Genomic DNA, 14,280 nt, shown 5'->3' with positions numbered 1-14,280 from the left:
TCCAGCACGTCAGCCCCCGAAATCGAACATGGCGATGTCCAGCAGGGTGCCGGGGAAGTCGTCCGCCAGGTCCTGGAGGCTGGTGTAGTTGTCGGCGATGTCCTGGAGCGTGTACCCGGCTGCCTCCATCGCGTCGGGCCACGGCTCGGTCTCGTACGCCTCCAGCTGCCAGTGGCGGACGTCGTTGTACCAGGTGCGGTCCTCGCTGTCGGAGACGGCGGCGAGGTGGTTGTCGATGCCCTCCAGCGTGACCTGTTTCCGGATGAGGATGACGCCTTCGGTGGCGCCGTCCAGCACGGTCTGCAGGGCGTCTCCGGCGGCATCGGTCTCGGTGCGCACCGTCACGGTGGCCTGTGCCGGCGAGCGGGGTCGGCTCACGGCGACGATGCGGCCGCCCACGTTGAAAACGCTGGAGTCCCGGGATCGCTTCTTGTCCGGCCACGAGACGATGGTGACGGCGGCTCCGATGCCCCGGACCGCGTCAGAGATGACGTCCGAGGTGACCGTCGAGGTGAGGGTGGAGGAGTAGACCTGCCACGTCAGGCCGTTGACGTCGGTGAGGACGGCCAGGTACTCGTGGGCGACCCCGAAAGGCTGCTCCGCATCCACACGGAGCAGCGCATCCTGGCCGGTGACGTCCACGCTGGTGGCCGCGCGCACCGCGGTCAGGGTGGAGCCGACCTGCCGGTACAGGCTGACGGTGACGATGTCGTCCGCGAGCAGGCCGGTCGCGGAGATCAGGTTGCGGGGCGGGAAGACGGACTGCGCGGACGCCTCCATGTCGGCGCTGGCCTCGCGGAGCCGGATCACGCCGGCCACGCCGGTGGTGGCCGCTGCGGCGGTGGCCGCCAGGGTGGGGGCCTGCGTGCCCGACCCGGCCGTGACCGAGGCCGTGGCGGCCGCAAGGCGCCCGGCGTTGCCGGAGGTGATCTGGTCGTCGGCCTGCTCGGTGACGGTGCCGTAGGTGATGCCGGTCGCGGTGATGGCCTCGGCGGTCAGCGATGCGGTGCTGACCGGCAGGGCGTAGCCGATGACCGCGAAGTCGCCCGCAGCCCAGGTGAGGGCGGATGCGCCGGCGGCGGAGAATGCGGTGCCGGAGGTGGTGTCTTCGCCGCTGCTGGCCGCCCACCGCCAGCTGATGCCTGCGCTGCGGGACAGCACGTGGATGCGGCCTGCGATCACGGAGCCGGTGCCGGTGGGCAGGCTCGTGGTCGGGGCCGCTTCGGTGCCGGTCAGGATGCGCACGAACCAGGTCAGCCTGCGCGGGCCCGTGCCGGAGCCGAACGTGCCGCCGCCACCGGAGAAGGACTCAAGCAGCGTCCACCCGGACGGCGTGGACGGAATGGAGTCGTCGGGGTGCCCGGAGACGACCTGGAGGAGCGCGAGGCGCCCCGAGGTCGCCCCGGCCGGGAAGGCGGGCGTGATGCTGGTCGCCGCCTGGGAGAGCGCCCCGGCGGCGATGTAGGAGATGGCCATTCAGCGCCTCCCCACCTTCGCGCGGAACGCCTGCCGCTGCTCCGAGTCGCGGATCATCGGCCCCACGGTGCCGCTGACCGCGCCGAGGAACTGGCCGCTGTCGAGGTACAGCTCGCCGGTGAACTGGCCGCCGCCGGTGCCGGCTGTGGCTCCTGCGGTCGGGCGCCCCCAGAGGGAGTTGATGGCGGCGGCGGACAGGCGCGTGCCTGCGGCTTGTACGTCGGCGAGGGAGTCGTCGACGCCGAGGACGACGCCGGCGCCGAACTTCTTGCCGATCTCGTCGCGGGCACGCCGCGAAGGCGACTGGATCTTCAGGGCCTTCTTGATGGCCTTGATCAGCTTCTCGCCGAGCTTGTCCATCTCCTTCTGGAGGGCTTTCTCCTCGGCGATCAGCCCGGCAAGGAACCCCTTGGACGCGTTCTTTCCGGCGTCATACATGGCGTCGGCGGTGGTGCGGCCGACGTTCGTGGCGAGCTTGGCGCCGGCCGCGGCCATCTGGTTGAGGGTCTGCAGCTCCGCGGCGGACGCGCCCAGGAGCTTGCCCGCCAGGGCCCCGCCGGGTCCCTCTTCGATGACCTGCGCGAGGAGGTCCTTGTTCAGCCCCCGCTTCTGGAGGGTCTCGACGTCCTTCTTGAAGCGGGCGACGGTCGTCTGCTGCTGCTTCAGCCCAGCGATGAGATCTGCGGCAGTGGCACCGGTGCCGAGCTGCATGAACTCCTTGGCGCTGCCGGTCTGGTCGGCGGCGAACTGCTTGGCTGCGGCGATCTGTTCGCGGACCTTGTCCCGGCGGGCGGCGAGCGCCTGGAGCTTGCGGCTGGTCTTGTCGACCTCACCCGCGAGTTTCCAGCCGGTCTTGCCGAGCTTCTTCAGGTCGGTGGCCAGAGCCTTCGACGCGGACTTGATCTCGGAGGCGGACTTGGTCAGCGCCCGCGAGAAGTCGCCGAAGTCCCCGGGAAGTTCACGGCGGGCGTTGATCTGCGACTGCGTGGGCTTCTTCTTGACGGTGCCGCCGCTGGCGTAGCCGACGAGGCCCCCGTCGGCGAACCGCATCATCATGTGGCTGCCGTAGCGGCCCCACGAGTTGAGGGCCTGAACGAACCCGTCGGGGCCGAGCCCGGTCATCCGGCCGCCCTTACGAACAGCTTCGGGAACCAGCACGCCCTCACCCTTGGAGGCGAGGATCAGCTGATCGTCGACCCTGGGCGCATAGCCGGGAATGTAGAGGCCGTCCCGGGCCCGCCCGACGACACCGCCGAACGCGTACTTCGACACACCGCCCTCACCCGTCGCGGGACGGCCGGAGGTGTTGGACGTGGCGATCGTGACGCGGCGCGTGGTGATGGTGACGGTCTTGTTCCGAAGGGCGTTGATCGCCGCCTGCAAAGCCCTGATCTGGGCCTGCTGCGCGCCCGTGGGCACGGTGATCGTGACCTTCTTGCCCTTGGTCCGCGAGATCTTGTAGCCGAGGTCTTCGAGGGCCTTCTGGCCTTCCTTCGTGAGGGCGTCGACCGTGATGGTCTTACCCTTCGTGGAGCGCACCTTGCCCTGAACGGTCTCCAGGTCCGCGAGCGCGTTCTGGGTCTCCGCGATGATCTGCGTCGTCGTCTTCGGCGGCAGCTGCGCGTAGGTGCCGATCAGGTCCTTGATCTGCTTGTCGGTGAACCCGGCCTGCCTCATCGTGCGCTTCAGCGCGCCGATGCTGTCCTCCAGCACCGCGTTCCCGGCCTCGACGGAACCCTTGTGGTCGGCGACCGACTGCGCGTAGTCCTGGGCGGCCTTCGCCGAGTCGAGGAACGCCGACTTGACTGCGCGGCCCTTCTCCGACGTCACATCGAGGCTGGTGCCATTCTCCTTGACAGCCTCCTTCAGGTCGTCCAGGGACTGCTCGAATCCGATCTGCCCCTCAGCAGCGCTGATGGCCACACCGTTGAGCGTCTCCAGGGCGTCCGTCAGCTTCTCGGCAGCCGTCCGCTCATCGGCCATCTCACCCGAGGTCATCGCGCTCGCATCACCGAGCGCCCCCTGCGAGTCGGCCGACAGCTTGGCCTGCGTGTCCGCGTTGGTGAGGGCCTCGGCGTACCCGGGCAGCAGGGTGAGGAACTTCTCGGTGGACGTGCCGCTCTCCTCGGCGGCCGCCGCGTAGGCCTTGAAGTTCTCTGCGGCGATGTCGGCGTTCCCGGACGTCACCAGCGAGGCCAGCGACTCGTCAATGCCCTTGATCTTGTCGCGGGCGTCGTCGAGGTCCGTCTCGCCGAACGGGTCGAACGTGGAGAAGAAGTCCTTGGTGCGCTTCAGCACGCTGGGGTGGGCGATGCGTCCCACGGCTTCGCCCAGGCCGTCGAGGTCCTTGCCGAAGTTGCGGGCCAGCTCGCCCGACACCTTGCCCCTCTTGGCGAAGTCGACCATCGCATTGGTCATCTTCGTGACGTTGGGCGGTGCCTCGTCGAACTGGTCGACCAGCTTGTTGACGGCCCACTCGACCGCAGACAGGGTGCCCAGAACCAGCCCCAATCGGCCGAGGGTCATCATCTGCGCCCGCACTGTCGCGGCGGTCACGCCCATCGCCATCAGCTCTCGGCGCACCAGCATGATGCGCGGCAGCAGAAGCAGCATCGACGCCCCGGCCAGGCCGAGGACGCCGACCAGGCCGGTCATCAGGCCGACGGTCTGTTGCAGTCCCGGGGGAAGGGCGTTGTAGATGTTCACGAGCCGGGTGACCCACTGCACCATGTCCCGCATTGCGGAGTTGGCCGCCGTGCCGGTCTCGATGAGGGCGGATTCCAGGGCGGCACGCAGCAGCTTCAGGTCGCCGATCAGGTTGTTCATGCGGGTCATCGCCACGGCCTGCGCGTAGCCCTGGTCGTTGACGGCGTTCGTGTACGTGCGCACGCCCTCCGCGCCGTACTTGTAGATGATGTTCGCGGCGCGCACCGCGTCCGAGCCGAAGATGACACCCATGGCCATGTTCCGGGCTTCCGGGGTGAGCCCGCGGAACGCCTCCTGCATGCGCCGCGACATCTCCTCCAGGCCGACGAAGTTCCCGTTCGCGTCGTAGGCGGAGAAGCCCAGCTTCTGCATCGTGGCCTGCGCCTCTTTGGACTGCGGGGTGAGCCGCTGCAGCATCACCTTGAACGACGTGCCGGCGTCCGAGCCCTTCAGGCCCTCCGCCGCGAACAGCGTCAAGACGCCGACCGTGTCCTCCAGCGACAGGCCGGTCTGGGAGGCGACCTGCCCGGCCATGCGCAGCGACATGCCCATCTGGTGCACGTCCGTCGTGCTTTTGTTGGCGGAGGCGGCGAGCAGGTCTGCGATGTGCCCGACGTCCTTGCCCTTCAGCCCGAACACGGTCATCGCGTTCGCGGCGATCTCCGCGCCCTCCGCCACATCGATCTCCGCTGCGGCCGCCAGGTTCAGGGCGCCCTTCAGCGCGCCACCGGCAATGTCCGCCACGGACACGCCGGCCTTGGCCAGCTCGTGCTCCGCCTCGGCCGCCTGCACGGCACTGAACGCGGTCGTACGACCCGCCTGAAGGGCCGCCGACCGCAGCTTGACCATCTCCCCGGCCGACGCCTGGCTGACGGCCTTGACGTTGGACATGGCCTTCTCGAACCGGGCGGACGCGGCCACGGCGAACCCGAACGCGGCCACCAGACCGATGGATGCGCCCTGAATCATCTTCAGGGTCTTCTTCTGGTTGTTGGCGACCTGATTGAGGGAGCGGCCCGCGTTCCGCATCGAGGTGCGGATGTCGCTCGACGTGCGGGCCGACGTGCGGGACGCCTCGCCCATCCGGGCGCGGAACGCGGTGATGTCCGCGGTGAGGATGACGGAGACGGTACGGACGGCCACGGCTCACCCCCTGGTCAGCTGGACGTGGAGGCCGCGCATGTCGCCGCCGTTGTTCTCAAATTCGGTGGTCTTGCGGGCTGCTGTTGCGCAGGCGTGGCAGCGCACCAGGTGGGCGTTCCAGGCGCCCTCGTTCTTCGCGTCGGTGGCGTCCTGCCAGGGCTGACGGCAGTCGGGGCACACGTCCGCCTCGATGTACTGGAGGGCGAGCGCCCACTCGCGGTCCTCGTCCAGCCACAGCGGTTCACCCGGCTGCGGCCACGGACGCCCGAGGAAGATCGAGCGCGGCACGCCCCAGGCGCGTGCGGCCTCTACTTCCCGTCGGTGAGGGAGGCGAGGATCGCGGAGGCGTGCAACGCGAAAGGGACAGCGGTGGCCTCCCCGTTGACCGTCCACGCCGCGTTGATGAGTTCCTGCCGCTGCCCCATGTTCAGTTGCTCGAACAGTGCGGCGACGTCCTCCGGGGCCATCACCGGGTCTGCGGCGGAGGCGGCGACGAGAGCCGGGGGGAGGGTCTCCTCATCCCACGACTCGTCCTCCTTCGCGCTCGGATGCTGCGCCACCAGATCCGACCATGCCTTCGCGCCGAGCGCCCGGAACGTGAACTCGACCTCGGCCTCGCGCATGCGTTCCCGGGCGGCGGCGATCTTCTCGGCGATCTCGATGCCCGGGTGCTTGTCCGCGATGGACTGCGCCTGCCAGTTCGACACCGCCGACAGTTCGGCCTCCAGCCGGTCGACCTCGGCCGCGAGATCCCCGGCGAGGCAGATCCGCACCGTGTGCTCGCGCGGCTTCGCCTTCGCCAGGATCTCCTTGATGTCCGGCATCAGGCCGCCACCACCGCGGCCGTGTTCGGCTCGCTGCGCAGCTTCATCTGGGACGTGAACTTGGCGACCTCGTTCGGCGCCGGCGGGATGCTGTTGCGCTCGCCGCACTCCACCGGGTAGACCTCGACGGCCTGTGCGGCCGCCCACGCCGTGGTGTAGGCCAGGACGCGGCGCACGACGAGGTAGCCGAGGGTCTGGTAGGTGAGCGTGGTCCACGGCAGGTCATCGCCTGCGGTGTCGCCCCGCTTGAACGTCACCTCGGGGCTGAAGCTGCGACGGCCGGCCCGGTTGGTGGTGAACGTCGACGCGAGCGAGCTGTTGTCGACGTCGGCGGTCTCCGCCGGGATGTTCAGGCCGTCGGGGGTGATCCTCGCGGTGAAGTCGAGGCCGGCGTTGAGTTCGGCCACGGTCGGGGCGGCGATGCTGGCGATGGTGGTCACCCAGTACACCCGGGTCTTGCCATCGTTGATCACGTCGGACATGACGTGTTCCTCCTTCGGGGCATGAAAAAAGCCCCGTCAGGCGGGGCGTGCGTGGGCTGGGGTGGGAGGTCAGATGCGCAGGGCAGCAACGGTCACCGAGGTGACCCCGGAGTACGTGACGGCTGCCAGACCGGAGTCGGCCGGGTCGCCGAACGGGTTCTGCGGGATGGGGATCATCTGCTCGCCGGACGCGCCGACGGTCACCGTCAGGTCTGGATTCGCGACGGCGGCGTAGAAGTTGCCGGGTGTCGCGACGGTGACGGTGACGCTGCTGCCGCCGCCGTTGATGACGTGGAGGAACGTCGTCGGCCCCGGTGTGACCTTGTCCCCGCCTCCCGAGGCGGCGGCGTAGGTCGGGTCGAGTCCGGCGGCGACGATGGTCTGGGTGGTGAGAGTGGCCACGAGGCTCCTCCTAGGACGTGGACTTGAGGTGGTACTGGATGGGCACGTAGAACAGCGGCGGGGTCACGTCGTCGTCGCGCTGCACCGGAGGCCCGCCCAGCTCTTCCGGCCGCCATGTCTTCCGGCCGTCCACGGTCAGCGGCCCGTGCAGCGCCTTGCGTACCTGGTCGGCGACCCACAGGCAGCGCTCCTCGGTCTTGCCGACGCAGGTGACCTGGAAGACGGTGTCGAAGTCCGTACGGGCGTCCGCGAGGGACTCGGAGACGGACTGGCCGGGCGCGAAGTAGAGCACCGCGTACTCGTAGGCCGTGCCGTTCGGCGGTGCGGTCGGCGGGGCCTGCCCGAGCCCCACCAGCAGGCCGCCCGTCTCGAGGGCCTCCGCCACGGCGTTGCGGTGCGGCAACACCTGCGGGGGCGTGCTCATCCGCGGCCCATCTGCGTGCCGATCGCGGCCACGTGCGCGGTGAACGCGGCAGCCTCGGCGGCGAGCGCGCGGGCGCCGTCCATGTGCGGCGGGTTGTGCACCGACCCGAACTCCAGCAAGTTGCCGAGCGCACCCTGCGGCTTGCCCTTGTCCGGGCCGATCTCCGCGGACGCGCCGCGCGGGTGCGGGCGCATGTCGAAGCTGATGGACGACGGGTACAGGCGGGCATGCTGCCCGGCCGTGGCCGTGGCGTTCGCCCGCCAGCCGTTCTTCACGTTCAGGGCGCCCCGCCGCACCACTGCCGTCGCCTGCACCTGGGCGCGTACAGCGTTGACGCGGAACACGGCCGCGAGCGCGTCCAGCTGCCGGGTGTTGGCATTGATGCTCACGAGCGGTCCTCCGCGATGATCCGCCACGCCGTGGCTGTGCCGCTGTATTGGAGGCCCGTCACCCACAGCCGTACGCCGGCCAGTCGCGGGTCGGGGGAGGCGGTCACGTCGATGACGTCGCCCGGCCGAGGCCGCTGCCCCGTGGCGGGCAGGCCGGTGGAGAACGGGATCGTCACCTTGTACTGGCGCAGCGTGACTTCCTGCTCGCCGGCTTGCACGTCGGAGTCGGCGAGCTGGTCGACCTTCACCCGGGCCTTGCCCGTGTAGAAGGTGACGAGCGGAGGGCCCGGCACGACGTGCCCCGTGGTCTGGTCGAACAGGTCCTCGCCGGGCCGGTAGAAGGTGACCGTGTCCCGCATCAGGGCCTCGGCCTCAGCCCGGCCCGCAGCCAGCGCCGCCTCGAGGGCGGTCATGACGGGATCACCGAGAACGCCGGCCGCCGGTACGGGCGCAGGTCTTCCTTGTGCCCGGCGGTGAGCTTGGCGTTGCCGATCGTCTCCGAGGCGTACGTACGGCTGTAGTCGTCGATCGACACCGACCGCAGGTTGTCGGGGTTGGACATGTTCAGCGTGGCGAGGTCGAGAACGACGTCGACGATGTCGTCGGGGATCTCGTCGACGTAGCCGTGGCTTTGGGTGACCCGCACCCTGGGCGCCCACACGCCCAGCTGCTGCCGCCACGGCCAGCCCATCGTGCGCCGGGGCGCATACCAGGGGTAGCCGCGGGTCAGCTCGTTGCCGAGCCGGGTGAAGTCGGTGTTCTCGGTGAGCGTCACCTCCAGGCCGCCCATCTCGCCGAGCTCCACCACGGTGAGCGGGTGCCCGGCGTCGACGACCAGGGGCCGCTGCGGCAGCCTCAGGATCCGTTCGCCGCCGGGCAGTTCGATCGTCTCGTTCTCGACGAAGGTGATGTCCTGCCTGGTGTAGCTGCGCACGCGGGCCGAGGCGCGGCGCAGCGCCAGTTCGGCAGACGCGACGGGCAGTGAGCCCGCCGGCTGCTGCATGGCGGCTTCGAGGTCGGCCACCGTCGCCAGCGGGGGAAGAGCCACGGTGACCTCCCCTCAGCCGTCGATCAGCTTGGCGAGCTGCTTGAGCAGCGTGGCGCGGGGGCTGGCCGTGGCCTGCTCGGCGGCCTGCGCCTGGGCGGCCCGCTCCGGGTCGTAGCCGACCCAGTCGAGGACCTTGCCGACCGAGGCGGTGATGTCGAGTTCGTCCGACGGGGGCGGGTCGGGCACGCCATCCGGGGCGCCGTCGGGGTCGCTCGCGGGCGGGCAGTGGGGGCCGCCGCACACGCTGCCGTCCTCACACGGCTCGCGGTGCTGCGGCGTTTCCTGGACGGCCTCGGCCTGATCGCTGTCGAGGCAGGTCACCTTCGCCGGGGCCCGCTCCAGCAGCAGCGCCGCCAGCTCGCCTGTGACTACCTGCCCCTCCGCCAGCCGTACGGGCACATGGCCCTGAAACAGCTTGATGTTCTCGTTGACGCGGACGCGCACGAGGTCCTCCTCTCGAAGGCCCCGCCCAGCTCGGCAGCCGGGCGGGGCGTGCGGTCAGCTGGCGCTGTGCTCCAGGACGACGGCCCGCTTGAACATGGCCGGGTCGCCGTTCGCCAGCGAGTCGGACGGGACGCCGTAGTCACCCACCCACGACCACGACGTGGACACGACCTGCTGGAGGCGGTCCTGCGGCGGGCGCACGATGCGGGCGACGTCCACACCCGGCGCCACGTTGATCATGGCGATCTCGGGGACGTCCGCGACGCCGGTCTCCCGGAGCAGACCGGAGATGTCCTCGAACGGGGACGACACCAGGGCGCCGCTGCCGACCACGATCGGCCGGTGCACGGTCGTGGTCAGGTCCTCGTAGCCGGTGGACGCCGTGGTGAGGAAGGGCACCTCTTCGTTGCGGACCCACACGATGCCGCCGAACACGCCCAGGGCGAGGTTGCGGTAGGTCTCCGACTCTGCGCGGCCCTGGTAGAGGTTCTGGAACTCGGTGTCCTCGAAGAGCTGGCTCTCGGTCACCGAGTCGATGTGGGCGATGTAGTTGCCGCCCTCGGCCGCCGGGACGCTCATCCGGCGGAGTCGGGCGACCGCGGCCCGGAAGTGCGAGAACTTGATCAGGTCGCCGGCGCCCAGGTCGAAGGCGCTGTCGTTCGAGGTGCCCGCGCGCACCGTGTAGGGCGCCTGCGCCGAGACGACCGAGTCGCCGACGACGTCGACTCGTGCCGTGCCGAGGGTCAGGGTGCCGGTGCCGGTGTCGACACCGGTCACGGTGTTCGCGACGCCCTCGATGCTGACGGTCAGCGGGTTCGATGCGGACACCGCGGTCGGCACGCCGTTGACGAGGACGTGCGTGAACCCGTCGGTGGACGCGACCACGATCGAGGTGTCCGAGGTGCCGGCGGTGCGGCAGAAGGTGCGACCGCCCGCGTAGCCCTTGTACAGCTTGTTGCGGGCCAGACGGTTCAGGGTCTGCCCGGCGTGGATGCCGAGCCGGCCGACGTCGTTGAGGTACTTGCTCCGGAGCGTCATGGCGCTCTGGAGCATGTTGGTCTCGATGGCCTTGCCGTACTGGTCCATCACGACTTCCCACTGCTCGATGTCGTAGGTGCCAGTGGTGGCGTCGGATCCGGTGATGGCGGTCGGGTCCGGCGTCATGAGCCCGTTGCGGGTCATGATCCGGCGGTCGCCGAGTCCGCCCTGCCACGGCTCCGGGTCGGCGATCTGCGGGAACAGCAGCTCGGGCAGCAGGGACTCGTGGAACATCCGGTCCAGGAGCCCGTCCTGCATGATGGCGCGGATCGCGGCCGGCAGCGTGGAGCGGACGTCGTGCCGGCCGAGGTCGAACCACGGCCGCGCGGTCGCGCGGGCCTTGGCGGCCGGGGACGGGATGAGCGTGCGAAGGCCGTCGTGCCGGTCGAGCCGGAACCACGACCGGCGAGCGGTCAGGGTCATGTCTTACTCCTGGGTTATCTCGACGGACACGAGGTCCGGGTGCTGTGCTGCGACCTGCTCCAGGCCGAGCAGCGCGGTCTGTGTGATGGCCGATACCGCCGCGCAGACCCGCCCGTCCTCGACGTGGCCTTCGTGGCCGTCGACCTCGATCGAGGTGCGGCCGCTCTCCAGCCGGGCACGGATGCGGATCACGTCAGCGACGCAGCTTCACGCCGTACTTGGCGAGCTCGGCGTCGACGGCGGTCCGGTCGGCGGTGCGCCAGTCGGTGGGCGGCGGGTCCTTGCGCGGCCCCTGGCTGGGGTCGGGCTTCGGTCCCGGCTTCGGCTCCGGCGCGGTCGCCTGCTTCTTCAGGTGCGGCTTGCGCTCCAGCAGATCGGCGAGGTCGGAGGCGATCGCCTCGGTGTCGATCTCGCCGCTGTCGTCGGCGTAGGTGGCGAGGTTGAGGAACGCGACCGCGTCGTCCGGATCGGCGAACTCGGAGGCTGCGGCCTTGACTTCGGCCTTCACGGCGCGGGCCGTCGCGGCCTCTGCGCGCTGGGTGGCTGCGTCTGCCCGGCTGGTGGCCTTGTCCAGGTCGGACTTGTCGCGGTCCTGGTAGTCCTGGACGGTCTTCTGTGCGTCGGCCAGGGCCTTCTTGGCGGCGGCCAGTTCCTTCTTCGCTGCGGTCTTCTCCGCGCGCTCCTTCTGCAGGGCCCGCTTGCCGGCGTCGCCGAGTTGGTCGTCCGGGTCTGCCGGGTCCTTGGGGTCCGTCGGCTCCGGGTCGTCCGATGGGTCCTTCGGCTCCGGGTCGGCCGGGTCCTTGGGGTCTGTCGGCTCGGGGTCGTCGTGCCGAGTGAGGCTGAACCACGGCCGCGCGGCAGCAGTCAGCCAGGTCGTGCGGGTGTTGTGCATGGGGATGGGTCTCCCGTCGCGGGAATCGGTGAGCACCGCGCGTCGCGCGCGGCCGTACGGGGCTCCTCAGTCGAGGTAGCCGAAGCGCCGCAGCATGCGGATCGCTTCATCCCGGCTCTCGGCGAGCCGGTAGATCTCCTCGGGCATGAGCCGGGGGGTGCGGAGCCGGAAGGCGCGGCCGATGTCGGCCGGAACCTGCCCGGCGGCGATCGCACGCGCGCGCTCCGCCCGGTAGAAGGCGCCACGCCTGGTGGTGCCTTCGCGGGTGGCGCGCAGGGTGCGGCCGTAGGCGCTGGCCGTGTACATCCCCCGGCGCGCGTTGACCACGGAGGTGATGTCCGCGCCGTCGCGGACAGCCCTCGCGCCAGCCGCCGTGAAGATGCGGTCCTGCTCGCGCCGGGACAGCGAGTTGAAGTAGGTGCGGGCGTCGACGAAGCCGCGCGGCCCGCGCCCGCCTACGGTCGGCGCGAACTCCCGGTGCTCCAGGAGGCCGCGTCGCAGGCTGCTGCGGGCGATCAGGGTGGCTGGGACGTGGATGCAGTCGCAGCGCGGGTGGCGCTGGAAGCCACGGTTCCAGCCGAACTCCTTCCCGGACAGGACCGCGCAGCGCGCGCAGCACGGGGAGGTGGCGACCCGGATGTAGCCCTGGATCGTGCGGCGTCCGGCGATCCCGGCGCCGACGGCCGTACGGCCTGCGTCGGCGATCTGGGTGGCGGCCATCTTCAGCAGCTGGTTCAGGCCCCGCATCATCGCCTCGACGTCGGACAGTCCGGCGCCGATGGCTTCCTTGGTGGTGATGACCGGCAGGTACAGCAGGGAGTCCAGGGCGCGGCCGTCGGAGGCGTGTCCGGCGAAGGTAGCGGCCCGCAGCCGGGCGGTGCCGTCCGGGCCGTCGCCGTCGGCGGTCTCGATGGCGTCCAGGTACGGGTCGGCGTGCCCAGCGGCGGCGATCTGCCCGGCCGTGACCGTGTCGAAGACGGCCGGACCCACCAGGGCCTCCCACGAGCCTGTCAGGTCCCGCCGGTCGAGCTCCCGCCACAGCTCCTGAACCCGGTCGACGGTGGAGCGTGTCAGCTGGGCTTGGGCGACGTAGTACGCCTGCGCCAGTTCGACTGCTGTGAGCCGTTCGGGGGCCGCGGTGGTCACGCCGCGTCCGCCGGCTCAGGCTCGGGATCATCCTCGGCGGGCGGCTTGGGCCCGGCTTCTAGGGCGGCGAGGTCCCCGGCGAGGATGCGCTGCATGGCGTTCTGCGCGTCGGCCTCGTCCTGCTCCTCCATGCGTGCGATCTCCGCTTGCGAGAACCGCAGCCGTTCGCGGGTCTGCCGCAGCGGCACGATCTTCGCCGTGAACAGCTTCGTGGCGGCGTCGGCGGCTTGCGCGATCGTGGGGGTGGAGGCGTCCCGCCAGATCGTCTCCAGGCTGAGCACGTCCGGGTTCCACACGCCGTCACGGATGCGTAGCACGAGCCGCATCACCTGCTCCCACGCCTCGCCCCACTCGCGCTGACGTCGTTCGGCCCGCTTCACGAGCCGGGACTCGGAGGAGCGGATCGCGTCTGCGCTGGCGGGGTTGTCGGTGGTCAGGCCGAGGAAGTGCGGCGGCAGACCGGCCAGGGAGGCGACCAGCGACGCCAGTTGGCCGATCGTGTCGTGGAAGTTCTTCAGCTGCGCCTCAGGGAATTGCAAGACATCCGCGCCGCCGTCCTCGCCGGAGCCGCGGCGCCGCTCGGTCGCCCACACGCGGCCGATGATCCGGGAGAAGGCGCTGACCCTGCGGCCCTGCTCGTCCTGGAAGTCGTCCTCGCCGAATCCGAAGGCCACCCTCCTCGGGGTGGCGTGGTACTCGGCGGAGACCATCATGTCGGTGGCGATCTTGCAGGCGGCGTCCGACAGTGAGATCACGGCCTTCAACTCGCTGACACCGCCCGGCTTCTTCAGCCGGGCCCGGTTCGCGAGCGGCACCACCGGCACCTCACCGAGCCCGTGATCGTCCCGGGTTGGCTCGCCCTCCTCGCCGGTGTCCTCCATCCATGTCCCCGAGCGGTCCTTCGTCCACCACGACGTCGCGTCCGGCAGGTACAGCGTCGCGTGCTCCACCGGCGCCTGGTCGTCGTACTCCTCACACCACCGCTTCACCGCCGCGGCGACCGCGCCCGTACGCGGATCATGCTCCGCGTACACGTCGAGCGCGGACTCCACTGTGATCAGCGGCGTGGCCGGGTCGCTCTCGCGGGCGCCGACGATGACGTAGGCGCGGCGCATCACCAGCGCGTCCAGATGCCCCTGATGACTCTTGGCGTCAAGCCGGTTCGCCTGCCAGATCCGCCACAGCTCCGCGTCGGCCTGCGCCTCCTCCGGGAAGCGGAAGCCCTCCACGTCGAGGCGCTCTTCGAGGCTGTCGGCGACCAGTTGCGGCCAGTTCACGACGACCTGCCGGATCCGCTCGTCCATCTCCGCCTGCAGCTCGGGCGCCAGATAGGACAGCGGCTGCTCGCCCTCGTAGTAGTCGTCCAGCAGCTTCAGTTCGGGCTTCTCCCGGTCGTGGCACTGGATCAGATGCTTCAGCCACTGCTGCTCGGTGCGCTCCACG

General features: G+C 70.3%; 16 protein-coding genes. All 16 read right to left on the bottom strand.

Annotated elements, in window-relative coordinates; all coding sequences use genetic code 11:
* Positions 1 to 9: 9 nt before the first annotated feature.
* Complete coding sequence (locus ACLZN2_RS02870; protein ID WP_416976724.1) at positions 10 to 1,476, bottom strand: hypothetical protein; 1,467 nt, start codon at positions 1,474 to 1,476, stop codon at positions 10 to 12.
* Positions 1,477 to 5,325 carry a phage tail tape measure protein gene (locus tag ACLZN2_RS02865; protein ID WP_416976723.1) on the bottom strand — a complete coding sequence of 1,283 codons (3,849 nt, stop codon included), beginning with the start codon at positions 5,323 to 5,325 and terminating at the stop codon, positions 1,477 to 1,479.
* Between the two features lie 3 nt (positions 5,326 to 5,328).
* Positions 5,329 to 5,613, bottom strand: a complete 285-nt coding sequence (locus tag ACLZN2_RS02860) for a hypothetical protein (protein WP_416976722.1) — start codon at positions 5,611 to 5,613, stop codon at positions 5,329 to 5,331.
* Positions 5,614 to 5,633: 20 nt separating this feature from the next.
* Positions 5,634 to 6,149, bottom strand: coding sequence for a hypothetical protein (locus ACLZN2_RS02855; protein WP_416976721.1), 516 nt, complete (start codon positions 6,147 to 6,149; stop codon positions 5,634 to 5,636).
* Positions 6,149 to 6,631 (bottom strand): hypothetical protein, encoded by a 483-nt coding sequence (locus ACLZN2_RS02850; RefSeq protein WP_416976720.1) that lies wholly within the window; start codon positions 6,629 to 6,631, stop codon positions 6,149 to 6,151. The genes ACLZN2_RS02855 and ACLZN2_RS02850 overlap by 1 nt, the downstream gene beginning before the upstream one ends.
* Before the next feature lie 69 nt (positions 6,632 to 6,700).
* Complete coding sequence (locus tag ACLZN2_RS02845; RefSeq protein ID WP_416976719.1) at positions 6,701 to 7,033, bottom strand: hypothetical protein; 333 nt, start codon at positions 7,031 to 7,033, stop codon at positions 6,701 to 6,703.
* Positions 7,034 to 7,043: 10 nt separating this feature from the next.
* Complete coding sequence (locus ACLZN2_RS02840) at positions 7,044 to 7,457, bottom strand: hypothetical protein (RefSeq protein ID WP_416976718.1); 414 nt, start codon at positions 7,455 to 7,457, stop codon at positions 7,044 to 7,046.
* A complete protein-coding gene (locus ACLZN2_RS02835; protein WP_416976717.1) occupies positions 7,454 to 7,846 on the bottom strand; it encodes a hypothetical protein in 393 nt (130 codons plus the stop codon). Before ACLZN2_RS02835 ends, ACLZN2_RS02840 begins: the two co-directional genes overlap by 4 nt.
* A complete protein-coding gene (locus ACLZN2_RS02830) occupies positions 7,843 to 8,259 on the bottom strand; it encodes a DUF6093 family protein (RefSeq protein WP_416976716.1) in 417 nt (138 codons plus the stop codon). The genes ACLZN2_RS02835 and ACLZN2_RS02830 overlap by 4 nt, the downstream gene beginning before the upstream one ends.
* Positions 8,256 to 8,894, bottom strand: coding sequence for a hypothetical protein (locus ACLZN2_RS02825; protein WP_416976715.1), 639 nt, complete (start codon positions 8,892 to 8,894; stop codon positions 8,256 to 8,258). The genes ACLZN2_RS02830 and ACLZN2_RS02825 overlap by 4 nt, the downstream gene beginning before the upstream one ends.
* Before the next feature lie 12 nt (positions 8,895 to 8,906).
* Entirely contained in the window at positions 8,907 to 9,338 is a 432-nt protein-coding gene (locus ACLZN2_RS02820) for a hypothetical protein (RefSeq protein ID WP_416976714.1), read from the bottom strand.
* Between the two features lie 54 nt (positions 9,339 to 9,392).
* The gene (locus ACLZN2_RS02815) at positions 9,393 to 10,799 is read right to left on the bottom strand and encodes a hypothetical protein (RefSeq protein ID WP_416976713.1); all 1,407 of its coding nucleotides are present in this window, start codon (positions 10,797 to 10,799) and stop codon (positions 9,393 to 9,395) included.
* A 3-nt stretch (positions 10,800 to 10,802) separates the two neighbouring features.
* Positions 10,803 to 10,991 carry a ribosomal-processing cysteine protease Prp gene (locus ACLZN2_RS02810; RefSeq protein WP_416976712.1) on the bottom strand — a complete coding sequence of 63 codons (189 nt, stop codon included), beginning with the start codon at positions 10,989 to 10,991 and terminating at the stop codon, positions 10,803 to 10,805.
* Position 10,992: 1 nt separating this feature from the next.
* Complete coding sequence (locus ACLZN2_RS02805; protein WP_416976711.1) at positions 10,993 to 11,691, bottom strand: hypothetical protein; 699 nt, start codon at positions 11,689 to 11,691, stop codon at positions 10,993 to 10,995.
* Between the two features lie 66 nt (positions 11,692 to 11,757).
* Complete coding sequence (locus ACLZN2_RS02800) at positions 11,758 to 12,837, bottom strand: hypothetical protein (RefSeq protein ID WP_416976710.1); 1,080 nt, start codon at positions 12,835 to 12,837, stop codon at positions 11,758 to 11,760.
* Positions 12,834 to 14,279, bottom strand: a complete 1,446-nt coding sequence (locus ACLZN2_RS02795) for a phage portal protein (protein WP_416976709.1) — start codon at positions 14,277 to 14,279, stop codon at positions 12,834 to 12,836. Before ACLZN2_RS02795 ends, ACLZN2_RS02800 begins: the two co-directional genes overlap by 4 nt.
* Between the last annotated feature and the right edge of the window lies 1 nt (position 14,280).

The sequence above is a fragment of the Streptomyces sp. T028 genome (assembly GCF_048159505.1).
In the GTDB taxonomy this organism is placed as follows: domain Bacteria; phylum Actinomycetota; class Actinomycetes; order Streptomycetales; family Streptomycetaceae; genus Streptomyces.
The sequence above is the reverse complement of the archived record's forward strand: the minus strand, read 5'-3'. Positions and strand labels throughout refer to the sequence as shown.

Excerpts from the sequence above, each read along its gene's own strand:
- ACLZN2_RS02870 (WP_416976724.1), bottom strand. The coding sequence starts at position 1,476 with ATGGCCATCTCCTACATCGCCGCCGGGGCGCTCTCCCAGGCGGCGACC.
- ACLZN2_RS02855 (WP_416976721.1), bottom strand. The coding sequence starts at position 6,149 with ATGCCGGACATCAAGGAGATCCTGGCGAAGGCGAAGCCGCGCGAGCAC.
- ACLZN2_RS02850 (WP_416976720.1), bottom strand. The coding sequence starts at position 6,631 with ATGTCCGACGTGATCAACGATGGCAAGACCCGGGTGTACTGGGTGACC.
- ACLZN2_RS02840 (WP_416976718.1), bottom strand. The coding sequence starts at position 7,457 with ATGAGCACGCCCCCGCAGGTGTTGCCGCACCGCAACGCCGTGGCGGAG.
- ACLZN2_RS02830 (WP_416976716.1), bottom strand. The coding sequence starts at position 8,259 with ATGACCGCCCTCGAGGCGGCGCTGGCTGCGGGCCGGGCTGAGGCCGAG.
- ACLZN2_RS02815 (WP_416976713.1), bottom strand. The coding sequence starts at position 10,799 with ATGACCCTGACCGCTCGCCGGTCGTGGTTCCGGCTCGACCGGCACGAC.
- ACLZN2_RS02805 (WP_416976711.1), bottom strand. The coding sequence starts at position 11,691 with ATGCACAACACCCGCACGACCTGGCTGACTGCTGCCGCGCGGCCGTGG.